21 protein-coding genes are annotated in these 22,555 nt (G+C 64.7%); 10 read left to right on the forward strand and 11 right to left on the reverse strand.

Going from position 1 to position 22,555, the window contains the following annotated elements:
* Window positions 1–52: 52 nt before the first annotated feature.
* The 3 genes from AC07SZ_RS24790 to AC07SZ_RS24800 form a co-directional block, all read right to left on the reverse strand.
* Window positions 53–1,645: a peptide chain release factor 3 gene (locus tag AC07SZ_RS24790; RefSeq protein ID WP_056569618.1), complete on the reverse strand. Its 1,593-nt coding sequence runs from the start codon at window positions 1,643–1,645 to the stop codon at window positions 53–55.
* Between the two features lie 100 nt (window positions 1,646–1,745).
* On the reverse strand, window positions 1,746–2,675 hold the full coding sequence (locus tag AC07SZ_RS24795; RefSeq protein ID WP_494916262.1) for a haloalkane dehalogenase: 930 nt from the start codon (window positions 2,673–2,675) through the stop codon (window positions 1,746–1,748).
* A complete protein-coding gene (locus AC07SZ_RS24800; RefSeq protein WP_056569615.1) occupies window positions 2,672–3,268 on the reverse strand; it encodes a TetR/AcrR family transcriptional regulator in 597 nt (198 codons plus the stop codon). The genes AC07SZ_RS24795 and AC07SZ_RS24800 overlap by 4 nt, the downstream gene beginning before the upstream one ends.
* A gap of 127 nt (window positions 3,269–3,395) precedes the next feature.
* Here AC07SZ_RS24800 and AC07SZ_RS24805 point away from each other — a divergent pair, with 127 nt between their 5' ends.
* Complete coding sequence (locus AC07SZ_RS24805; protein ID WP_494916263.1) at window positions 3,396–4,469, forward strand: NAD(P)/FAD-dependent oxidoreductase; 1,074 nt, start codon at window positions 3,396–3,398, stop codon at window positions 4,467–4,469.
* Here the strand turns inward: AC07SZ_RS24805 and AC07SZ_RS24810 are convergent.
* The 3 genes from AC07SZ_RS24810 to AC07SZ_RS24820 form a co-directional block, all read right to left on the reverse strand.
* Window positions 4,463–5,836, reverse strand: coding sequence for an amidase (locus tag AC07SZ_RS24810; protein ID WP_494916265.1), 1,374 nt, complete (start codon window positions 5,834–5,836; stop codon window positions 4,463–4,465). The genes AC07SZ_RS24805 and AC07SZ_RS24810 overlap by 7 nt on opposite strands.
* Before the next feature lie 157 nt (window positions 5,837–5,993).
* The gene (locus AC07SZ_RS24815) at window positions 5,994–6,794 is read right to left on the reverse strand and encodes a class II glutamine amidotransferase (RefSeq protein WP_056569606.1); all 801 of its coding nucleotides are present in this window, start codon (window positions 6,792–6,794) and stop codon (window positions 5,994–5,996) included.
* Between the two features lie 15 nt (window positions 6,795–6,809).
* Window positions 6,810–7,058 carry a DUF6356 family protein gene (locus tag AC07SZ_RS24820; protein ID WP_140769888.1) on the reverse strand — a complete coding sequence of 83 codons (249 nt, stop codon included), beginning with the start codon at window positions 7,056–7,058 and terminating at the stop codon, window positions 6,810–6,812.
* 110 nt (window positions 7,059–7,168) lie between these two features.
* On the opposite strand from AC07SZ_RS24820, the gene AC07SZ_RS24825 reads away from it, so the two are divergent.
* From AC07SZ_RS24825 to AC07SZ_RS24850, 6 genes are all read left to right on the forward strand, one after another.
* Entirely contained in the window at window positions 7,169–7,639 is a 471-nt protein-coding gene (locus AC07SZ_RS24825; protein WP_056570400.1) for an Lrp/AsnC family transcriptional regulator, read from the forward strand.
* Between the two features lie 95 nt (window positions 7,640–7,734).
* Window positions 7,735–8,220, forward strand: coding sequence for a dUTP diphosphatase (gene dut / locus AC07SZ_RS24830; RefSeq protein WP_494916266.1), 486 nt, complete (start codon window positions 7,735–7,737; stop codon window positions 8,218–8,220).
* Window positions 8,220–8,879, forward strand: a complete 660-nt coding sequence (locus AC07SZ_RS24835) for an HAD family hydrolase (RefSeq protein ID WP_494916268.1) — start codon at window positions 8,220–8,222, stop codon at window positions 8,877–8,879. The genes dut and AC07SZ_RS24835 overlap by 1 nt, the downstream gene beginning before the upstream one ends.
* A 72-nt stretch (window positions 8,880–8,951) precedes the next feature.
* Window positions 8,952–9,806, forward strand: coding sequence for a hypothetical protein (locus AC07SZ_RS24840; protein ID WP_056569594.1), 855 nt, complete (start codon window positions 8,952–8,954; stop codon window positions 9,804–9,806).
* A gap of 73 nt (window positions 9,807–9,879) precedes the next feature.
* On the forward strand, window positions 9,880–10,680 hold the full coding sequence (locus tag AC07SZ_RS24845; RefSeq protein ID WP_494916270.1) for an isocitrate lyase/PEP mutase family protein: 801 nt from the start codon (window positions 9,880–9,882) through the stop codon (window positions 10,678–10,680).
* 16 nt (window positions 10,681–10,696) lie between these two features.
* The gene (locus AC07SZ_RS24850) at window positions 10,697–11,695 is read left to right on the forward strand and encodes a proline racemase family protein (protein WP_494916272.1); all 999 of its coding nucleotides are present in this window, start codon (window positions 10,697–10,699) and stop codon (window positions 11,693–11,695) included.
* 7 nt (window positions 11,696–11,702) lie between these two features.
* Here AC07SZ_RS24850 and AC07SZ_RS24855 read toward each other — a convergent pair whose 3' ends face one another.
* Both AC07SZ_RS24855 and AC07SZ_RS24860 read right to left on the reverse strand, forming a co-directional pair.
* Window positions 11,703–12,413 (reverse strand): sulfate transporter family protein, encoded by a 711-nt coding sequence (locus AC07SZ_RS24855; protein ID WP_056569586.1) that lies wholly within the window; start codon window positions 12,411–12,413, stop codon window positions 11,703–11,705.
* Between the two features lie 89 nt (window positions 12,414–12,502).
* Window positions 12,503–13,405: an EamA family transporter gene (locus AC07SZ_RS24860; protein ID WP_056569582.1), complete on the reverse strand. Its 903-nt coding sequence runs from the start codon at window positions 13,403–13,405 to the stop codon at window positions 12,503–12,505.
* A 227-nt stretch (window positions 13,406–13,632) separates the two neighbouring features.
* On the opposite strand from AC07SZ_RS24860, the gene AC07SZ_RS24865 reads away from it, so the two are divergent.
* Window positions 13,633–14,625 carry an adenosine kinase gene (locus AC07SZ_RS24865; protein ID WP_056569580.1) on the forward strand — a complete coding sequence of 331 codons (993 nt, stop codon included), beginning with the start codon at window positions 13,633–13,635 and terminating at the stop codon, window positions 14,623–14,625.
* Window positions 14,626–14,901: 276 nt separating this feature from the next.
* A complete protein-coding gene (locus AC07SZ_RS24870) occupies window positions 14,902–15,600 on the forward strand; it encodes an antitoxin Xre/MbcA/ParS-like domain-containing protein (RefSeq protein ID WP_056569577.1) in 699 nt (232 codons plus the stop codon).
* Between the two features lie 368 nt (window positions 15,601–15,968).
* On the opposite strand, the gene AC07SZ_RS24875 is transcribed toward AC07SZ_RS24870, so the two are convergent.
* Window positions 15,969–18,248, reverse strand: coding sequence for an NADP-dependent malic enzyme (locus AC07SZ_RS24875; RefSeq protein WP_172371069.1), 2,280 nt, complete (start codon window positions 18,246–18,248; stop codon window positions 15,969–15,971).
* Window positions 18,249–18,504: 256 nt separating this feature from the next.
* Between AC07SZ_RS24875 and mutS the strand changes: the two genes are divergently transcribed.
* Window positions 18,505–21,192 (forward strand): DNA mismatch repair protein MutS, encoded by a 2,688-nt coding sequence (mutS, locus tag AC07SZ_RS24880; protein WP_494916295.1) that lies wholly within the window; start codon window positions 18,505–18,507, stop codon window positions 21,190–21,192.
* Here the strand turns inward: mutS and AC07SZ_RS24885 are convergent, their stop codons facing one another.
* A complete protein-coding gene (locus AC07SZ_RS24885) occupies window positions 21,193–22,038 on the reverse strand; it encodes an aldo/keto reductase (protein WP_172371073.1) in 846 nt (281 codons plus the stop codon).
* 93 nt (window positions 22,039–22,131) lie between these two features.
* Window positions 22,132–22,524, reverse strand: coding sequence for a CopM family metallochaperone (gene copM, locus AC07SZ_RS24890; protein ID WP_140769913.1), 393 nt, complete (start codon window positions 22,522–22,524; stop codon window positions 22,132–22,134).
* Between the last annotated feature and the right edge of the window lie 31 nt (window positions 22,525–22,555).

The following is a 22,555-nucleotide window of genomic DNA, read 5'->3' on the forward strand; positions in this document are numbered from 1 at the left end:
TCCGCCCTTCGGGCACCTTCTCCCCGTGAACGGGGGAGAAGGAAGAATGCGCTCACGCCGCCTTGTCGCGGACCTGGTAGTCCTTGATCGTGGCGAAGCGGATTGCCTTCCAGCGTTCCGCTTCGTAGTTCAGCGAGAAGGCGTGCTGGGCGAGGAACACCGGATCGTTATCGAGGTCGCGGGCGATGTCGCCGCGATGCGCCTCGATGAAGCGCAAGACTTCCGCCTTGTCGTCGGCCGATATCCAGCGGCAAACGGAAAAGCGCGACATCTCGAATTCGACGGGCAGCGTGTATTCGAAATTCAGCCGCTCCTTCAACACGTCGAGCTGCAGCGCGCCGACGACGCCGACGATGGCCGGCGAGCCGTCCTCGGGCGAGAACAGCTGGACGACGCCTTCCTCGGCCATCTGGTGCAGCGCTTCCTTGAGTTTCTTCGCCTTCATCGCGTCGCCGAGGCGGACGCGGCGCAGGATCTCCGGTGCGAAATTCGGCACGCCGCGGAACAGTATCTCCTCGCCTTCGGTCAGCGTATCGCCGATGCGCAGCGTGCCGTGATTGGGGATGCCGACGACGTCGCCAGCAAAGGCTTCGTCCGCCGTGACGCGAGTGCGGGCAAAGAAGAATTGCGGCGCGGACAGGGACATCGGCTTTCCCGTGCGAACCAGCTTGGCCTTCATGCCGCGCTCGAGCTTGCCCGAGCAGACGCGAACGAAAGCGATGCGGTCGCGGTGATTGGGGTCCATGTTGGCCTGGATCTTGAAGACGAAGGAGGTCATCTTGTCCTCCGTCGCCTCGACGGTTCGCGTATCGGCGTCCTGCGCGCGCGGCGGTGGGCCGAAGGCGCCGAGCGCCTCGATCAGGTCGCGCACGCCGTAGTTGCGCAGCGCCGAGCCGAAATAGACCGGCGTCAGATGGCCCTCGCGAAAAGCGTCGATGTCGAGCGGCCGGCAGGCTTCGCGCGCCAACTCCAGTTCCTCGATGAAGGCCTCGCGCTCGTTTTCCGGCAGCAGGCCGGCGACGCGGTTGGAATCGGGACCGTTGACCGGCGTGCGCTCCTTCTCGTCGTCGCCCTTGCGCACCGCGTTCAACGCCAGGTGATAGGTGCCGGAGAACGTCTTGCCGCGGCCGATCGGCCAGGTGATGGGAGCCGTGTCCAGCGCCAGCTTCTGTTCTATCTCGTCCAGGATCTCGAACGGGTCGCGGCTTTCGCGGTCCATCTTGTTGACGAAGGTGATGATCGGGATGTCGCGCAGCCGGCAGACCTCGAACAGTTTCAGCGTGCGCGGCTCGATGCCCTTGGCGGCGTCGATGACCATGACGGCCGAGTCGACCGCCGACAGCGTGCGATAGGTGTCGTCGGCGAAATCCTCGTGGCCGGGTGTGTCCAGGAGGTTGAAGACATTGTCCTCATATTCGAACGTCATCACCGAGGTGACGACGGAAATGCCGCGCTCACGCTCTATCTTCATCCAGTCGGACCGGGTCTGGATGCGGTCCTTCTTGGCCTTGACCTCGCCGGCAAGCTGGATGGCGCCGCCGAACAGCAGCAGCTTTTCGGTGAGCGTGGTCTTGCCGGCGTCGGGGTGGGCGATGATCGCGAAGGTGCGGCGGCGCGCCACTTCCTCTGGTATTGTTTCGGGCATTCTCTGGGATTTCCGTGTGACAGGCCGGGCTTCTAGCAGCGCAGTGCCGGGCTGTCGACCGGTCCGGCGGCGTTGACGCCACCGGATGCCACAGCCCGCCTCAGGCCACCTCGCTCATGCGGCTCGCCTGGATGACCTCCGGAAGCCAGCCGGCAACGGCGCTGCCGATGGCGTCGGCATGATCTTCCTGCAGATAGTGCGCGCCGGGCCCGAGATTGATGAACCGGCAGTTCCGCAGCCCGGCCGCGAATTCGCGTGCCGCTTGCGGCGAGATCAAAGCACCGGGATCGCCCGCGAACAGTAGTTTCGGATAGGTGGACAGCCGCAGCGCGCGGTGGTCGTGTTCGCTGATGGCGGCAACGTCGGCGGGCTGGCCCTCGATCGGCAGTTCCCGCGGCAGGCGCAGCACCGGCTTGCGCGATTGCGGCGTCGGGAACGGCGTCCGGTATCCGGCCATCTCGTCGTCGCTCATTGTGCGCAGCACCGAGGCCGGCAGCACCTTTTCGACGAACACGTTGTCTTCGAGGACCAGTTTTTCGCCGACACCGGGCGTGCGCAACGCCTTGAACGTCTCGCGGGCTTGCGGACGCTGGTGAAAATCCTCCCAGCGCTCGAAGGGCCGGATGAATTCCATGAAAGCGAGGCCAAGGATGCGCCGCGGCCGCCTGGCCGCGAGATGAAACGCAAGGGCAGTGCCCCAATCCTGCGCGACCACCACCGCATCGCCGATGTCGAGCGCATCGAGGAAGGCGTCGAGATAGCGGACATGGTCGAAGAAACGATAGTCGATATCGGGCTTGCCGGATTGGCCGTAACCGATCAGGTCAGGCGCGATGCAGCGGCCGAACGGCGCGACATGCGGGATGATGTTGCGCCAGATATGGGATGAAGTGGGGTTGCCGTGCAGGAACAACACGATCGGACCAGACGCGCCCGCTTCAACATAAGACATGGTGGAATCGAGCACGGGAACCTGAGAACGCCTTGCCGTGGTGGTCCCCGTCTGGGGCATGTCGATTTTCGAGTTCATGACGCCGTCTCCTTTGCAAAAACCGTGCTGAAGATGATTTTCTTGAACCGCTCGAGCGGCGCCGGGCTGCGCTCGACCTTCATGCGCAACATTGCCCCTTGCCAGGACGACAGCAGGAAGTCGGCGAGGTCCTCGGCGTCGAACGCCCTGGTGATGTCGCCAGCCGCCTGGCCTTCGGCGATGCAGGCCGCGAAGGGCTGGCGCCAACGCTCGAAAATGGCGACGAGCCGCAAACGCAGCGGCTCACTGTGCACCGCTGTCTCGAGGCTGAGGTTGCCGATCATGCAGCCGCGCGCCCAGTCATGCGCTTCAAGCTTCGAGGTGATGACGTCGAGGTAGCGGCGCAGCCTGCCGATGGGCGGCGTGCCGTCCCGCTCCAGCGCTGCTTCAACCAGCCCGCCGACATAGGCGAAGTAGCGGTCCAGCACCTCGCCGGCGAATTCCTCCTTGGAGGCAAAATGGTTGGTGAACGAGCCCGGCCGGGCGTCGGCAGCAGCAACGATGTCGCGCACGCCAGCCGCGGCATAGCCGGACTCCCATATCGTCCGGAAGCCGGCATCGAGAAGTTTTTCGCGGAGTGATTGTCTAGCCATGGCAAAATAATACGTACGTACGTATTGATGTCAAGTACATCTTTTTGCCGTGTCGGCTGTTGGCAAGTGACGAGCAGGGTGGCACTGGAAGAGTGTCCTCGGCGGACCACAAGACAAGGGAGCGAACATGGCTGCGGCGAAACAGTTTATCGTCGTCGGCGCCGGCATCATCGGCGCTTCGATCGCCTGGCACCTGGCCAAAGCCGGTGCACAGGTCACGGTCGTTTCCGAAAGCGGCGCGGGCGGCGTCGCGACGCCCAATTCCTTTGCCTGGATCAACGCCAGCTGGGGCAACCCCGAAATCTATTTCCGGCTGCGCACCCGCGCCATGGCCGAGTGGAAACGGCTGGCAAAAGAGTTGCCCGGGCTTCCGCTCGCCTGGTGCGGTGGCCTGTGCTGGGACCTGCCGGCCGACCGGCTCGAAGCCTACGCGGCCGAACACTCTTCATGGGGCTACGGCATCGAACGCGTTGACCGGGAGCGGGCGGCGCAAATCGAGCCCGACCTCGCCGAGCCCCCTGAATTCGCTGTTTATGTCGCCGAGGAAGGCGTGACCGAACCGGTCGCCGCGGCCAGGGCCCTGCTGGCCGATGCCGAACGGCATGGCACGCGGGTCATTGCCAGCACGGTCTCGGCGCTGGCCCAGACCAATGGCCGGATTACCGGCGTGGACACATCGCATGGGCTGATTTCCGCCGACGAGGTGGTGATCGCCGCCGGCGTCGGCGCTCCGGACATTGCCGCCACGGCGGGGATCAGCCTGCCGATCGAGACGCCGCCTGGCCTGATTGTCCATTCGCGGCCATACAAAAGGCTGCTTAACGGCCTGGTACACGACGAGAAGCTGCATATGCGCCAGACGGCCGAAGGCCGCATCATCGCCGGCTCGGATTTCGCTGGCGGCGATCCAGGCGATGACCCCGCCGCTACGGCGCGCGAATTGTTTGCAGTAGCGAAGGCGGCGTTGCGCGGCGCCGGGGATCTGGAACTCGATTTCCATACGGTCGGCTACCGGCCGGCGCCGATCGACGGCTTTCCCATCATCGGTCGCGCCGAGGGCATGGACGGCCTGTATATTGCCGTCATGCATTCCGGCATCACGCTGGCGCCGGCCGTCGGCCTGTTCGCCGCGAGGGAAATCCTCTACGGCGAGCGCGACCCGCTGCTGGCGCCCTATGGATTGTCGCGTTTCGCTCAGTAGCCCGGCGGACGACGGAAGCCGCCGATGAACGGCTCAACCGCCGCCGCAACACCAAGCAGCCGCGATTCCGACCAGCGTTTGCCGACCAGTTGCAGGCCGATCGGCAGGCCGTCGGGACCTTCCCCATACGGCATCGAAAGTGCCGGATGGCCGCTGTAGTTGAAGACGGCACCGTAGGCCGGCAGCATCCAGTAGCTCTGTTCCCGACCGTTGACCTCGATCGGCTTGCCCGGCTCGCAATGCGGGAAGGCGGTGGTCATGGCGACAGGGCAGAGCAGTGCATCCCAGTCGTCGAAGAACCGATCCCAGGCGAGAATGGATCTGTCGCGGCGGGCGAGCGCCTCGAACCAGCGCGAAACCGATGTCGGCTGCGCCGGGGGCTCGGGTTGGGCAGCTTCCATCATCATGCCGATCAGCGCGCCGCCTTGCGCGAGATCGTCGTGCAGGTCGAGCCTGGGCAGTTTCGCTTCCTCCACGGTAGCCCCGGCCGAGCGTAGATTTCCGGCGAGATCTTCGACCGCCGCACCGATGTGCGCTGCCACCGGGAAGCCGCGAAAGGACGGCGCGAAGGCGATGCGCAATGCCCTGATGTCGAGCTTCGGCATGGCCTCGAGCGGCCCCGGCGCAAGATCGGTATCCCGCCCGTCCGGCCCGGCGATGATCCGATAGATCAACGACAAATCGCCCACGCTGCGTGCCAGCGGTCCGAGACAGGACATCAGCCGCACGCTGCGCGCCGTGCCGCCCGGGTCCGGGAAAGCACCGGCCAGCGAGACGCGATGCTCCGTCGGCTTCAGCCCATAGACACCGCAGAAGGCGGCAGGCAGGCGGATCGAATCCTGCATGTCGGTGCCGACGTCGAATGGCGTCATCCCGGCGGCGACCGCCGCGGCGGCGCCGCCGCTGGAGCCGCCGGCGGTGCGCTCAAGGTTCCACGGATTGTTGGTGCGGCCGAACAGCGGATTGTTCGACTGCCAGTCGGAGAGCATGGTCGCGACATTGGTCCTGGCCATCAGCACGCCGCCGGCGGCCTTCAGCCTCGCAACCACCGGGCTGTCGCGGCTGGCGACATAGTCGACGAAGGCCGGGAAGCCGACCGTGGTTTTCATGCCTGCGGCTTCGTGCGTGTCCTTCAGGGTGAACGGAACGCCGTGCAGCGGCCCGGGCGTGGCGCCGCGCGCGAGTGCCGCGTCGGCGTTTTTGGCGCGCTCACGAGCGCCTTCCCTGTCGAGCGCAATGACGGCGTTGACGCCTTCGTTGCGGCTGTCGATCTGCGCCAGAACGGCGTCGACCGCGTCGATAGCGGAGATTTTGCGCTGGGCTATCGCGGAAGCGAGGTCGACGGTTGAGGAGAAGGCGACTTCCATGGTGAATGCTCCGGCTTGGCCGCGCTCATCCAATCGAGATGGCCCAACGGCGGCGCTGCTTCAAGCGGAGTTGAGCATTCAGGGATCGCCTGCGTTTGATCGAGATTGCGCCGAGGCCAATTGAGGTGGGCACTCCACGGCGGCGTTCCGACTAGGATTACCCTACCAGCGCCAGCTTCGCCGCTGTTGGCGCAAACGGGCGAATGCTGACCCCATCCCGGGTCATTGTGACAAAGCTCGACGGCGGGATCGCCTGCCAGTCGCCGCCTTCGCGGTCGAAGGGCTCGGAGACGATGCAGCGGCCGCCGCCCTTGCGCAGGATAGAGGTGTAGAGTGTCGGCGCATGCGCATCGGTGGCATAGCGAACCGCGTGCAGCGCCTGCCCGTCCGAGAAGGCGGCGGTGAGTTTGAGTGCCGGTTCGAGGCCGGCGCGGCGCGAGGCTTCGAGAACCCGGCTGGTGGCGCGCGACACCGCGCCCTGCGGGTCGCCGGCCAATCCTTCGTCGATCATGAGGAGAAAAAAGAGTTCGGAATCGGTGGTGCCTTCGCGCTGGTCGAAGACGGCATCGGACAATGAATTCTCCAGCGCGCGACGGATTTTCTCGAAACCGCCTATCTGGCCGTTATGCATGAACGACCAGCGGCCGGAGATGAAGGGATGGCAGTTCATGCGGCTGGTGGCGCCGCCGGTCGAGGCCCGCACATGGGCGAGGAACAGGCCGGATTTGATCTGGCGGCACAGGCTCTTCAGATTGGGATCGGACCAGGCCGGCAGGATGTCGCGGTAGAGGCCGGGCTCCGGACGGTCGCCGTACCAGGCAAGGCCAAAGCCGTCGCCGTTGGTCGGTGACTTCGCCTCCTGGGCGCAATGGCTCTGGGCGATCAACGAGTGACAGGGCGCCGTGAGGATGTCTTCGAGAAAGACCGCTTCACCGAGATAGGCCGCCCAACGGCACATCGCTTCTGTCGTCCTCTAGGCGCGATCCGGGAGAGCCGCGGGCTCCTTGGTCGCGTGTGTGCCTCTGTTGTGCGTCCGCTCGTAAAGCTCACGGACGATTCGGCTTGCGGTAGTCTCGAAGAGAAACGGCAAGAAAGCGTGAACGAGCGCGGCACCCGCCGCCATCAGCAAACGCGAGGAAAACCAGGCGGCGAAGGCCATATGGCCGAAATAGGTTTCGCCGACCTTTGCCGGATGAGAGGTAAAGATGCTTGCGACCGACATGCTGGTCCCTTCAGCGTTGGTTCCGATATGAGTATCCTGACACGCTTCGCCGGTTCATCGGTCTCAAAATGTCCTTGTATTTTGCCATTCCATGGGACAAACATCCCAATATGGCGATGGAAATCGATGAAATAGACCGAAAACTGCTCGCCGAATTGCAACGCGACGGCACGCTGTCGGTCGACCAGCTATCGGAGCGGGTGGCCTTGTCGCGCAATGCCTGCTGGCGGCGCGTCAAGCGAATGGAGGAAGAAGGCGTCATTACCGGCCGCGTGGCGCTGGTCGATGCCGACAAGCTCGGGCTTGGCCTGTCCGTGTTCATCCTGGTCCGGACGTCGAATCATGACCCGGACTGGCTGCAGAAATTCCGCGCCGCGGTGACCGGCTTCCCCGAGATCACCGGCGTCTACCGCATGTCCGGCGACCTCGACTATGTCCTGCGCGCCCGTGTCGCCGACGTGAAGGCCTATGACCGGCTCTACCAGCGACTGATCGCCAAGGTGGCCCTGTCGGATGTTTCGGCCTCCTTCGTGATGGAGGAAATCAAGGAAACGACGGTGGTTCCGATGGAAGTACGCTGAGGCGTGCCCAGTCATAGTGATGCCCGAAAGAAAGCCGTTAATACCCCGGCGGGCGAATTGACCGAATCGGCAATCGCGCCGATAGGATCGATTTTATGCGCGCAGCCATCCAAAACTCCTCCGTCATCGGTCCGACCGTCGGCTTCGTCAGGTTGCCGCATGCTGAAGGACTACCCCTCCCCGCTTATGAAAGCGCCGGCGCCGCCGGCATGGATCTGCGCGCCGCGGTGCCGGACGACCGGCCGCTGCTGATCCTGCCGGGAAAACGCGCCCTGGTGCCGACCGGGCTGATCCTGGAAATCCCCGAAGGCATGGAAGGCCAGGTGCGGCCGCGCTCCGGGCTTGCTTTCAAGCATGGACTCACCGTCCTCAATTCGCCAGGCACGGTCGACAGCGACTATCGCGGCGAGGTGAAGGTGCTGCTGGTCAATCTCGGCGATGAGGATTTTGCCGTGACGCGCGGCATGCGCATCGCCCAGATCGTTTTCGCCGCCGTGACGCAGGTGGCCGCCGAAGAACGTTCGCTGGCCGGCGGCACGGCGCGTGGCTCGGGCGGGTTCGGATCGACCGGCACGGCCTGATGCGAATTCCGAAACTTGTCATCTTCGACTGCGATGGCATCCTCGTTGATACGGAGAACCTCGCCAATCGGCGCCTCGCCGAGTGGTTGAGCGCGGCTGGCTATCCGACGAGCTTTGAATATTGCCGCAAGAATTTCTCCGGCCGCAGCATGCTCTCGGTGCAGAAGGAAATCGAAGAGCAGACCGAGGTCCGGCTCGGCGCCGATTTCGTCGATCGCTGGAATGCCGGCCTGCCGGACCTGTTTTCCCATGGCGTCGAGGCCATACCCTATGTGCGGGAATTCATCGAGGCGATCCGCGCGGCCGGCATACCCTATTGCGTCGCGACCTCGGCCAGGATTTCGAAGATGCACATCACGCTTGGCCAGACCGGGTTGTTGCCGCTGTTCGAACATGCGATGTTTTCCTCGACCATGGTCTCGCGCGGCAAACCGTTCCCGGACCTGTTCCTGCATGCGGCCAGGACCATGGGCTTCGCTCCCGTCGACTGCATCGTCATCGAAGACAGCGTCGCCGGCACACAGGCCGGCATAGCCGCCGGCATGCGGGTGTTTTCCTATCATGGCGACCCCTATTCCGACCGTGATGGCCTGATCCAGGCCGGCGGCATCCTGTTCGACGACATGCGCGAACTGGCCGGCCTGGTTCCGATCCACTGACCCTGTTCCGACACGGCTGCACGCCGCTGGAACCCGTGCTAGCGTGAGTGGCCTGATCTCGGGGGGACACTCATGCCGACGAACCTGCTCCGCCTCATGCTCGCCTTGATACTGCTGCCGTTGTTGTGGATGGCGGCCGGCGCGCAGGCCGTGAGTTTTCCCGAATTCAACAGCCCGCTGCCCGGCCGCGGCGACATCACCTATCTCGACCTGGCCAAGATGGTCATCCCGGACCTCGCCGCCGACAAGGACGGTTTCTACAAGGGCGGATTGCCGATCGACATGCGCCACATTGCCGGTGGCGATGACGGCGGCTCGCCGCCGCAGACGACGAGCCTGCCCAATGCTGCGGTGCTTCCCATCAAGGCCGGCGGCAAGGATCGGCTGGCGATGCTGTTCGATCTCGGCGACTCTCCCGACAGTGCCGAAGGCTATGCGGTGCTGGCGCTCTACGACCTCGCGGCCAAGCCGAAACTGCTCGATGCGGCCAATGTCGCGGTCGACCGCAGCACCTATTTCCGCGAGCCTAACAAGCTTTCGATCGGCGCCGGCGACGATGTGCTCATCTCCATGAGCACGCATTTCAATTCGAACCAGGGCTATGTGAGTACGCTGCTGATCCTGCCTCGCGAGGATCGCCTTCAATTGGTCGACACGATCAACACGTTCGACGAAAACGTCTGCGCCTACAAACGCACCCAGGACCTGGCCTTCCTGACGCTTGACGACGGAAAGCCTTATGCGGCGATCAAGGTGACGGCGACCGACGCCACCGTGCCGAGTGGTGAAAATTGCGATGAGGCCGCGCCCAAGGCAGCGTCGCACGACATTTCCGTCACCTACCATTGGGACAAGAAGACATCGCACTACGTCAAGGATTCCGACGCGTTCGAGAAATTGTCAGCAGAGAACGCGAAACGCTTCTGAGCCAAACGCATTCGTTTGCCCGACTTGAGACAGCGCGGTAGCATCCGCCCAAAACTCGTGATGGGGAGCATTCATGGACAAGGGCAAGATCTTTCGCGACCTGCATGCCTCGACCTTCGTCATGCCCAATCCCTGGGATCCGGGCACGACCAAGCTGCTCGGCTCCTTCGGTTTCAAGGCACTGGCGACGACCAGCGCCGGCTTCGCGTTTTCGCGCGGCCTGCCGGACGGCTCGGTGACCTTCGAGCAGATGATCCATCACTGCCGCGAGGTGACGGCGGCGACCGACCTGCCGGTCTCGGCAGATCTCGAGAGAGGCAAGGGCGACAGCGCCGAGCGGGCCGCCGAAACCATCTTCGCGGCGGAAGCGGCCGGCCTTGCCGGCTGCTCGATCGAGGACCACACCGGCGATCCCGACAAGCCGATCTATGATTTTACACATGCGGTCGAGCGTGTCGCCGCGGCGGTGGAGGCGGCGCGGGCGCTGAAGCGCGATTTCGTGTTCACCGCGCGCGCCGAAAATTTCCTCTGGGGCAGAACCGATCTCGACGACACGATCAATCGGTTGCAGGCCTTCGAGAAGGCTGGGGCCGACGTGGTCTATGCGCCGGGGATCGGCGACATCGAGATGGTGCGTACGATCTGCTCGGCGGTCGGCAAGCCGGTCAATGTCATGGCAAAGCCGGGCTTTACCATCGCCGATCTTGCCATGGCCGGCGTGAAGCGCATTTCACTCGGGCCGTGGCTGACCAATTTCGCCTACGGCATGCTGGAGACGGCGGCGCGCGAGATCCAGCAGGACGGCACGTTCGGCTTCACCCGCGCCGCCATGCCTTTCGGCAAGTTGCAGGCGCTATACAGCAAGCCATCATGATGAACAGGCTGGGCGCATGACGCTGACCGTCGTCGACATGCATACGGGCGGCGAGCCGCTGAGGATCGTCACCGGCGGCTATCCCCGTATCCCGAAGGGTACCATCCTGGAAAAGCGCGCCTATGTGCGCGACCATCTCGACCATCTCAGAAAAATCCTGATGTTCGAGCCGCGCGGCCATTACGATATGTACGGCGCCCTGCTGGTCGAGCCCGACTTGCCGGGGGCCGATCTCGCGGTGCTGTTCATGCACAATGAGGGCTATTCGACCATGTGCGGGCACGCCATCGTCGCCCTCGGCCGCTACGCCATCGATGAAGGGCTGGTGGCGAAACAGGAGCCGATCACGACCGTCAACATCGAGGCGCCGTGCGGCCTGGTCGTCGCTTCGGTCGAGGTTCTGGACGGCAAGGCCGGCGCCGTATCGTTCGAGAGCGTGCCGGCCTTCCTGTTTGCCGGTGACCAGCAGATCGAGCTGACAGGGTATGGCAAGATCGGCTTCGACATCGCTTATGGCGGCGCTTTCTACGCGCTGGCGGACTGCCATCAGTTCGGACTGGAATTCGGCCGTGATCGCGTGCGCGATTTCGTCGATGCCGCAACGACGCTGACGAACAGGCTCAAGGCAGAATTTCCGCTGTCGCATCCCGACCACGCCGACCTCGCCTTTCTCTACGGCACAATCCTGACCGACGGACGCGACGCGTTTTCCGGCGAGGTGACCAAGAACATCTGCGTCTTCGCCGAGGCCGAGGTCGACCGCTCGCCGACCGGCTCCGGCGTCACCGCCCGCCTCGCCGCCATGCTTGCCAAGGGCGAGATCGCTATCGGGCAGACGCGGACCTTCGAGAGCATCGCCGGTTCGCGCTTTTCCGGCGCGGTGGCGAGGACGGCTCGGGCCGGCCCGCATGAGGCGATCATCGCCCGCGTCGGCGGCCGCGCCTACTATTGCGGGCGGGCGGAATTCATCGTCGAGCCCGATGACGAGCTGGGGCGAGGTTTCCTGCTCCGTTGAGCCGCGCTTAGCTCCGCGAGCGACGTGCCGCTTCCCGCGCCGAAATCGCCTTGTGCAGGTGCACCATCATGGCGGCGGCGAAGAGCGGCGTCACCAAATTGAGCAACGGCACGGCGAGGAAGGCGGCGATGACCAGCCCGGCGACAAAGACCGTGCCGGCATACTGCCTTCGCAAGGCCCTGGCTTCGTCTTCGCCGCGAAAGCGCATGGCGGCAAATTCGAAGAATTCGCGGCCGAGCAAATAGCCGTTGACGACGAAGAAGGCGGCAATGTTGATGCCCGGCACCAGCAGGAGCAGCAAGGCGACGATGTTGCCGAGGATGACGACGCCGAGGAATTTTATCGCCAGCACCAGCGAGCGCAGCGCCGGCATTGCGCGCCCAATCGGGTCACCGGGATAGTCGGTGCGCTCGACCACTTCGGCGACATCGTCGAGGAACAGGCCGGCGATCACAGCCGTCACCGGCGCGACGAGCAGCGCCGTGCCGAAGGCAAGCGCTATTGCCGCGATGATGCCGCCCAGCCAGCCGGCCCACGAGGGCATGCCGGGCAACAGGGCCTGCAGCCACGGAAGCGCCAGCCATTCGACCAAGCTGGTCAGGCCGAACCACAAGGCGACCAGCGCCAGCACGGTCAGGCCAAGCGTCTTGATGAACACGGCGCGAAACGGCGGCGAGAGCAGTTCGAGGGCCGCGGTGCGGGCAGCGTCGAAAATCACCGTGCTTCAACCCCAAGTCAGCGACAGCGCCGTAAAGGCGGGACGTTCACGAGATAGGCAGCGCGGCTCTTGAGCACAAGCGCGTATCGCTATCGGGCAAACGCCGGCTTTCTGACCGGGATCGTCATGGCCGCGACGCCTACCACGACAAAGGCCATACCCAGCCATGCCGTTGGCCCCAGGCTTTCGCCGAGGAAGACAGCGCCGATGCCGACGCCGATCGGTACGCGCAGATAGGCCTGCGATGTCGTGCCGACCGAACCCAGCGTGTGGATGAGGCGAAAATAGATGACGAAGGCCAGCGCAGTCGAAAACACCGACAGGCCAAGCAGGGCCAGGGTCGATGCCATCGAGGGTGTCAGCGTCCATGGCTGGTCGACCAACAGGCTGAGCGGCACCAGCATGAACGCGCCGCACAGCATCGAACCGGCGGCCGGCAACATCGGATCGAGGCCCTTGAAGCCACGGCCGAAGATCGCCGCACCCGCATAGCAGATCGTTGCCACGACGATGGCGACCTGCGCCCAGAGTTCGTGACCGAGACCACCCAGCGCCTGCGTGCCGACAATGAAGCAGATGCCTGCCATGCCGGCGCCGACACCGATCAGCTTGCGCACGGTCACCGGCTCATGGCGGGTGATGAGCGCGGTGAAGACGAAAGTGAAGATCGGCGAGGTCGCATTGAGGATCGTGGCCAGGCCGGCATCGACCGAGCGCTCGGCGGCAGCGATCAGCGTGAATGGTATGACGCTGTTGAGGCATGCCTGGAAGGCGAAGCGGCGCCAGCTTGCCGCATCGACGGGCATGGCCAGCCCGCGCCAGCGGATGATGGCGAACAGGATGCCGCCGGCGATCAAGGTGCGGGCGGCGATGAAGGTGACCGGCGGGATCGTCTCGACGCCGATCTTGATGAAAGTGTAGGAGGCGCCCCACAGTACCGCCAGTACGGCAAGCAGCGCCAGGTCGATGGTCGTGTCGTTCTTCGCGGACATGGGCTCGCCGTCTTCCGGTGCTGTCAATCAGGCCCGATTTGTAGGCAATGCGGTGATGAAACGCTTCGTCCACGGTCGAATTGTCGTTAGCGCCTGGATGTTGATGCGCTGTTCTGGGGCGATCCCGCCAAAGTTGAGTCGTGCTCTAGGCAAAGCTGTCGTTAATCGCTAAACCCGCGCCCGGCCAGCGTGGCAAGAAGCCGGCTCGGGTTTTGGCGGAGATATTGATGCCGGATTATGACGTGCTTTGCATCGGCAATGCCATTGTCGACATCATCGCCCAGTGCGAGGAGGAATTCCTCGAAACCAACGGCATCATCAAGGGCGCGATGAACCTCATCGATACGCGGCGCGCCGAACTGCTCTACAGCCGCATGGGCCCGGCGATCGAGGCCTCCGGCGGCAGCGCAGGCAACACAGCGGCAGGCGTCGCCTCCTTCGGCGGACGTGCCGCCTTCTTCGGCAAGGTCTCCAACGATGCGCTCGGCGAAATCTACGCGCACGACATCCATGCGCAGGGCGTCGCCTTCGACACCAAGCCGCTCAACGGCGAGCCGCCGACGGCGCGCTCGATGATCTTTGTCACCCCCGACGGCGAGCGTTCGATGAACACCTATCTCGGTGCCTGTGTCGAACTCGGCCCCGAGGATGTCGAGGCCGAAAAGGCCTCGGGCGCCAAGGTCACTTATTTCGAGGGCTATCTGTGGGACCCGCCACGCGCCAAGGAAGCGATTCGGCAGACGGCGAAGCTGGCGCACGCGGCGGGCCGCGAAGTCTCAATGACGCTGTCGGATTCGTTCTGCGTCGACCGCTACCGCGACGAGTTCCTCGACCTCATGCGCTCGGGCACGGTCGACATCGTCTTCGCCAACAGTCACGAGATCAAGTCGCTCTACCAGACATCGTCCTTCGACGAGGCGCTGGCCAAGATCCGCAAGGACTGCAGACTAGCCGCCGTGACCCGTTCGGAAAAGGGTTCGGTCATCGTGCGCGGCGACGAGACCGTGGTCATCCAGGCGACGGCGATCCGGGAGCTGGTCGACACGACCGGCGCCGGCGATCTCTACGCCGCCGGTTTCCTGCATGGCTACACGCAAGGCCGCGACCTCAAGACCTGCGGCGACCTCGGCTCGCTGGCGGCCGGACTGGTGATCCAGCAGATCGGCCCAAGGCCGCGGCAAAATCTGCGCCGCGAGGCGGAACTGGCGGGGTTGTTGTAACAGCGTCTGCAGCTCTCCCCCACGAGGGAGGAGATCGGCAGCCGGACTATCCCGCTCGCCGTCGCGCGGTTGTCACATATCGCCCCTACACGAAATCGTGAGTGTCCCGTGACTGACATTTCGGGACGCCCGCAGCCAATGGGGTGTTGAAAAATGCAAGACAGCAAGCTGTCGGGCAGCGCGATGCGTTGCCGCCGCGATCTCCGTTTTCCGTACTAGAAATTCAGCAGTCGGCCGCGGCTGAGGGAGGAACGCGCGCGGCCGGAAGACATATGCATGAGCAGATTTCAGACACCTGGTCTTGGACAGGACGACTTCGCGGAAATGGTCGCGGAGGACGTCGAGCGCGCGCTTGCCCACTATGACGAGGCCATAAACCAGTCCACCGTGGTCTCTGTCGGCAAGATCGCCGGCAGCATAGCATCCGCCGTCACCTTGCTGTCGCCGAAGCACCAGAGGGCCATCGACGCCATCCATGCCGACCTTCCCGGCCTTGCCTCGAAATTCGTGCGCGCGCTGGCGGCGGAAGCCGCGCGCCGCAGCGAAGCCGGCACTGCCGGCACAAACCGATTGACAGCTTTGCTGGCCGATGAGCCGCTTTCTGCACCGCAGCGGTCCGACGACCTCGAATCGATGCTGATCGAGGACTGGGCCGGCCGTGTCGCCGGTTCGACCTACCTGGAAGAAAACCTTGGCATAGCCCGCTCGACCCTGCATCGCTGGCAAAGGCGCGGCGATGTCATCGCCTTGCGCAAGGGCGGCCGCAAACACGTCTTCCCGCTGGCGCAGTTCGTCGACGGCAGGCCGGTGGCAGGCATAAGCGACGTGCTCAAGCAGATCGGCAATCCGAGGCTGGTGTGGCTGTGGCTGACACGCCCGGCGGCAGAGCTCGACGGGCGCATTCCGATCGACCTGCTGCGGCAGGATCAGGTGGGGGACGTGGTCGAAGCGGCGCGGGCGTTCGCGCCGGGCTAGCCTAACGGCTGTTGGCTTTCGTCTGCAATGGCTCTCGCCTTAAGCCCTCTAGGTGACGCACGCATCTTCCGTGATTAGGGCGGCTGATCGGCCCGAAACTTGATTGCGATGTGGTTCCCCCAATCCGTCGCTGCTTCGCAGCGCCACCTTTCCCCCCTCCGGAGGCAAAGGAAGGGAGCGTTGCCGGACAAGCGTTGACGATAAAGAACTTGGTGCCTTTCCTCTACCCCGTCGATCGGGGGAGAGGTGTCTCGGCGAAGCCGAGACGGAGTGGGGGTCGACCAGCGCGGCACAAGAGAATGCATGCGCCAACCTGCCATGCACGTTATCGCCAAAGACCGGCTGCTTGGAAATGTGTGATGCCGTAGTCAAGTCCCCGCCGTGTACGCCGCGATCACCGCCATGTTGACGATGTCGCTATCCTTGGCGTTCAGCGACACGATCTGGACCGGCTTGTTCAAGCCGACCAGCAGCGGGCCGATCACCGTCGAGCCGCCCAGTTCCTGCAACATCTTGGTCGAGATCGAGGCCGAGTGGAAGGCGGGCATGACCAGGACATTGGCCGGGCCGGTGAGGCGGATGAACGGGTATTGCGCCATGGCGCGCGCGTTGAGCGCGACGTCGGCGGCCATTTCGCCGTCATATTCGAAATCGACGCGGCGCTTGTCGAGGATGCGCACCGCTTCCTGGACGCGCTCGGAGCGCTCGCCCTGCGGATGGCCGAAGGTGGAATAGGCGAGCATGGCAAGCCTCGGCTCATAGCCCATTCGGCGGGCAAAGCCAGCCGCCTCCTCGGCGATGTCGGCGATCTGCTCGGCGTTCGGCATGTCGTGCACGGCGGTGTCCGCGACCAGCACGGTCTTGCCCCGCGCCAACACGATCGACACGCCGATGACGCGGTGGCCGGGCTTGGCGTCGATGACGCGCCGGATATCGTCAAGCGCGGTCGAATAGTTGCGGGTCACACCGGTGACGATGCCATCGGCGTCGCCCAGCGCCACCATGCAGGCGGCGAAGTGGTTGCGGTCGTTGTTGATCAGGCGCTGGCAGTCGCGGAACAGGAACCCCTTCCGCTGCATGCGCTCATAGAGATAGTCGGTGTAGATGCCGTTGCGGCGAGACAGCCGGGCATTGATGATCTCGATGCCTTGCTTGTTGAGGTCGATGCCTGCTTGCTTGGCGTTTTCCTTGATGACATCGTCACGGCCAAGCAGGATGGCGGTGCCGAGCCGCTGGTTCACATAGGAGACGGCGGCGCGCATCACCTGCTCCTCCTCGCCCTCGGCGAAGACGATGCGCTTTGGCTGGCGGCGCACGCGGTCGTAGATGCGCTGCAGGGTCGAAGCGATCGGGTCGCGGCGGGCCGACAGTTCCTGCGCGTAGCGATCGAGGTCGAGGATCGGCTTGCGGGCGACGCCCGAATCCATCGCCGCTTTGGCCACCGCCAGCGGAATGGCCGAGATCAGGCGCGGGTCGAACGGCACGGGAATGATATAGTTGGGGCCGAACTTCGGCCGGTTGCCCTGGTAGGCGGCGGCGACGTCGTCGGGCACGTCCTGGCGCGCCAGTTCGGCGAGCGCTCTGGCCGCGGCGATCTTCATGTCGTCATTGATGGTGGTGGCCCGCACGTCCAGCGCACCGCGGAAGATGTAGGGGAAACCAAGCACGTTGTTGACCTGGTTCGGATAGTCCGAACGCCCCGTCGCCATGATGGCGTCGGTGCGGATCTCGGCCACTTCCTCCGGCGTGATTTCCGGATCGGGATTGGCCATGGCGAAGATGATCGGGTTCTTGGCCATCGACTGCACCATGGCGGTGGTCAGCGCGCCCTTGGCCGAGAGTCCGAGGAAGACGTCCGCGCCGTCGAGCGCCTCGGCGAGGCTGCGCGCGTCGGTCCTGACCGCATGCGCCGACTTCCACTGATTCATGCCTTCGGTGCGGCCCTGGAAGACCACGCCCTTGGTGTCGCACAGGATGATGTTTTCCGGCGCGAAGCCCATCGCTTTCATCAGCTCGATGCAGGCGATGCCGGCGGCACCCGCACCGTTGCAGACCAGCTTCGTGGTCTTCATGTCGCGGCCGGTGACTTCCAGCGCGTTGATCAGGCCGGCGGCCGAGATGATGGCGGTGCCGTGCTGGTCGTCATGAAAGACTGGGATGTCCATCAGCTCGCGCAGCCGCTGCTCGATGATGAAGCATTCCGGCGCCTTGATGTCCTCGAGGTTGATGCCGCCGAAGGAAGGACCGAGGAAGCGTACGCAGTTGATGAACTCGTCGGCATCCTCGGTGTCGACCTCGAGGTCGATGGAATCGACATCGGCGAAGCGCTTGAACAGCACCGCCTTGCCTTCCATCACCGGCTTGGAGGCCAGCGCGCCGAGATTGCCGAGGCCAAGGATGGCGGTGCCGTTGGAGATGACGGCGACCATGTTGCCGCGCGTCGTGTAATCGAAGGCCCGGCTGGGATCCTCGGCGATGGCGCGCACCGGCACGGCGACGCCTGGCGAATAGGCGAGGCTCAAATCGCGCTGCGTCGTCATCGGCTTGGTGGCGACGATCTCCAGCTTGCCAGGCCTGCCCATGGCGTGGAATTCGAGCGCTTCCTGCGCGCTGACGGACGGACCGCTGTTCTCGGTTTTCCTTGCCATGATGCTTTTTGATTTCCTCGCCGCTGCTGCACCTCCTTGAAGCGGGTGCTTTGTTTCGGTCCGAATTAAGACCACGCGCCGCCGCGTGTAAACCGCCCCCACGCCTGAATCGCGGATCGTACAGAAATTGCGGGCACCTCTCGCCTCGGTCTTCCCCTGCTTTTCGATGACCCGGCATTAAACCCGGCCATCACATCTGCTAGCGTGCCGGGCCATGAACATGCACAGCCCGAACGAGCCCGACGCCCCCGAGGTGATGACGCCGCCACAGCCCGGCACGGCCGCGGTGACGCCGATGATGGAGCAGTTCATCGAGATCAAGGCGGCGAACCCGGATTCTCTGCTGTTCTACCGCATGGGCGATTTCTACGAGCTGTTCTTCGACGATGCCGAAAAGGCGAGCCGCGCGCTGGGCATCGTGCTGACCAAGCGCGGCAAGCACCAGGGCCACGACATCCCGATGTGCGGCGTGCCGGTGCATGCGGCCGACGATTATCTGCAGAAGCTGATCGGCCAGGGGTTCCGCGTCGCCGTCTGCGAACAGATCGAGGATCCGGCAGAGGCGAAGAAGCGCGGCTCCAAATCCGTGGTGCGCCGCGACGTGGTGCGGCTGGTGACGCCGGGCACCATCACCGAGGACAAATTGCTGGCGCCGTCGGAATCAAGCTTCCTGATGGCGCTGGGGCGGGTGAAGGGCGGGGCGGACCATTCGTTTGCGCTGGCCTGGATCGACATCTCGACGGGCGCCTTCCGCGTCGCCGAGACCACCGCCGACCGCCTGCTCGCCGACATATTCCGTGTCGATCCGCGCGAGCTGATCATTGCCGAACCGGTGTTTTATGATCCGGAGCTGAAGCCTGTGTTCGACGTGCTTGGCCGCGTCGCCAACCCGCAGCCGCCGTCGCTGTTCGATTCGGCCTCCGCCACCGGGCGCATCGCCCGCTTCTTCGAGGTGGCGACACCCGACAGCTTCGGCACGTTTACGCGGGCCGAACTGTCGGCGATCTCGGGCGCCATCGCCTATGTCGAGAAGACGCAGAAGGCCGAGCGCCCGCCGCTGTCGCGCCCTGAGCGCGAAGAGCAGGGCTCGACCCTGTTCATCGATCCGGCGACACGCGGCAATCTCGAACTCCTGCGCACGCTGTCCGGCAGCCGCGAAGGCTCGCTGTTCAAGGCGATCGACCGCACGGTAACCGGCGGCGGCGCAAGGCTGCTCGCCGACCGGCTGATGGCGCCGCTGACCGACCCGGCGGCGATCGGCGCACGGCTGGACTCGGTGTCGTTCTTCCGCACCGAAACACGGCTTTGCCAGGCGGTGCGGGCGAGCCTGAAAAGCGTCGCCGACATGCCGCGCGCTTTGTCCAGGCTGGCGCTCAACCGCGGCGGCCCGCGCGACCTCGGCGCGTTGCGCGCCGGCTTCGAGGCGGCGGGCGCCATCGCCGAGATCTTTGCCGCGATAACCCTGCCCCCGGAATTGGGGGACGCACTTGCCGCCATTCATGCGTTGCCCAAGCCGCTTGCACAGCACCTGACGCAAGCGCTTGGCGACGAACTGCCGCTGCTCAAGCGCGATGGCGGCTTCGTTCGCGGGGGCTACCACCCGGAACTCGACGAGATGCGCGCGCTGCGCGACGAGTCGCGAAAGGTGATCGCGGCGTTGGAACGCTCGCTGATCGAGGAGACCGGCATCCGTTCGCTGAAGATCCGGCACAACAACGTGCTGGGTTACTATATCGAGGTTACCGCCAACCACCACGCGGTCATGACCGGCAGCGATGGCGCCAAGGCGCGCTTCATTCACCGCCAGACCATGGCCAACGCCATGCGCTTCACCACGACCGAGCTTGCCGAACTCGAGACCAAGATCGCCAACGCCGCCGACCGGGCGCTGAGCATCGAACTGGCCGCCTTCGATGCGCTGACGGCGGAAGCGGTCGGCGAGGCCGAGGCGATCCGCGCCGGCGCCGATGCGCTTGCCGTGCTCGACGTGTCGGCGGCACTCGCGCTGCTTTCGGAAAGCGAGGCGTGGTGCCGACCGGTGGTGGATTCCAGCCTCGCCTTCGAGATCTCCGGCGGCCGGCATCCGGTGGTCGAACAGGCGCTGCGCCGTTCCGGCGAGGGACCGTTCGTCGCCAATGATTGCGATCTCTCGCCGGAGGGAAGCGCCAAGAACGGCGCGATCTGGCTGCTGACCGGCCCGAACATGGGCGGTAAATCGACCTTCCTGCGGCAAAACGCGCTGATCGCGATCCTGGCGCAGACCGGGTCATTCGTGCCGGCGGCATCGGCCCATATCGGTGTCGTCGACCGGCTGTTCTCGCGCGTCGGCGCTTCGGACGACCTGGCGCGCGGCCGGTCGACCTTCATGGTCGAGATGGTCGAGACGGCGGCCATCCTCAACCAGGCCGGCGAGCGAGCGCTGGTGATCCTCGATGAGATCGGCCGCGGCACCGCCACTTTCGACGGCCTGTCGATCGCCTGGGCGGCGGTGGAGTATCTGCATGAGAAGAACCGCTGCCGGGCGATCTTCGCTACCCATTTCCACGAGATGACGTCGCTGGCCGGCAAGCTGGCGCGGCTGCACAACGTCACCATGCGGGTCAAGGAATGGGAAGGCGACGTCGTCTTCCTGCACGAGGTCGGCAAGGGTGCGGCCGACCGTTCCTACGGCGTGCAGGTAGCACGGCTGGCCGGCCTGCCGGAGGCGGTGGTGGATCGGGCGAAGGAAGTCCTGCACCAGCTGGAGGAAGGCGAGGTTTCCGGCAAGACCAACCGGCTGGTCGATGACTTGCCGCTGTTTTCCGTGGCGATGAAGCGGGAGGCGCCGAAGCCGGTGAAGAGCGACGCGCTTGGCGCGGCCCTCGGCGAGATCAATCCCGACGAGATGACGCCGAGGGAAGCGCTGGAAGCGCTGTACCGGCTGAAGGGGCTGGCCGGGAAGTAGTCAGATCATCTCCAGCCCGCGCTTGCGGGTGGGCGGGGGGAAGGCGCGGTCGAGATCGGCGAGGTCTTCGCTCGTAAGGGCGATGTCGAGCGCGGCAAAATTCTGGCGGACGTGCTCCTGGCTGCTGGCCTTGGGGATGGCGACGACGCCGTCCTGATGCATCACCCAGGCCAGGGCGATTTGAGCGGCGGTCGCATTGTGGCGGGCGGCGACGGCTTCGAGCCTGGCATTGCGCGCCAGCGCGCCCTGCTCGACCGGCGAATAGGCCATCAAGGGAATGCCGCGCTTGCGGCTCCAGGGCGCCAGATCGAACTCAAGCCCGCGCCGGACCAGATTGTAAAGCACCTGGTTGGTCTGGACGTTGCCGCCGTCGGGCAAGCCGGCGAGCTCCTCCATGTCCTCGGTGTCGAAATTGCTGACGCCCCAATGGCGGATCTTGCCGGCCTTCTTCAAGGCTTCGAAGGCCTCGACCGTCTCCGCCAAAGGCACGCTGCCCGGCCAATGCAAGAGATAGAGGTCAATGCGGTCGGTGCGCAGGCGCTTCAGGCTGTTCTCGCAGGCGCGCTGCACGCCCGCGCGCGAAGCGTTCGACGGTAGAACTTTTGAAACCAGGAAGGTCTCGGCGCGGCGCCCGGCAATGGCCTCGGCGACCACTTCCTCGGCGCCGCCGCTGGCATACATTTCGGCGGTGTCGATCAGCTTGACGCCGAGATCGAGGCCAAGCTTGAGAGCATCGACTTCCGTGGAGCGCCGGCGGGAATCCTCGCCCATCTTCCAAGTACCCTGGCCGAGAACGGGTATGGCCTCGCCAGACGGCAACGCGGTGGTTCTGACGCTCGACGGCATGGCAGGCTCCAGCTGAGGCCCGATCGCATCACAGGCCGGACGAGAAATCCAGAGCGTTCTCGCCGCGGCCCACGTTCCGATGCCTCGAAAGCTCTATTTCACCGGATGGGCGGCAAGCCAGTCCTGCATCTGCTTGATCTCGGCTTCCTGGGCGGCGATGACGCCTTCGGCGAGCTTGCGGATCTCCGGGTCCTTGCCGTTGGCGAGCTCGACCTTGGCCATGTCGATAGCGCCCTGATGATGCGGGATCATGCCGCGGACGAAATCGACGTCGGCATTGCCGGTATACTGCGATGCCATCATGTCGGCATGCATCTTGTCCATCGCCGCCTTGTAGCCTTCGGTCGAAGGGCTGGTCGCGTCCGTCGACATGCCGGCCATGTCGTGTTTCATCTCTTCGCTCTGCGCCGGAACGCTTTCGAGGAAGACGGCGAGCAGCATTCCGGCCGCCATCAGCAAAAGCACGAGTTTCTTGGCCAAGGTCATTCATGATCTCCTGTTGGTTGGGTTTCGTATT

It is taken from the genome of Mesorhizobium sp. GW821-FHT07A06, assembly GCF_059419085.1.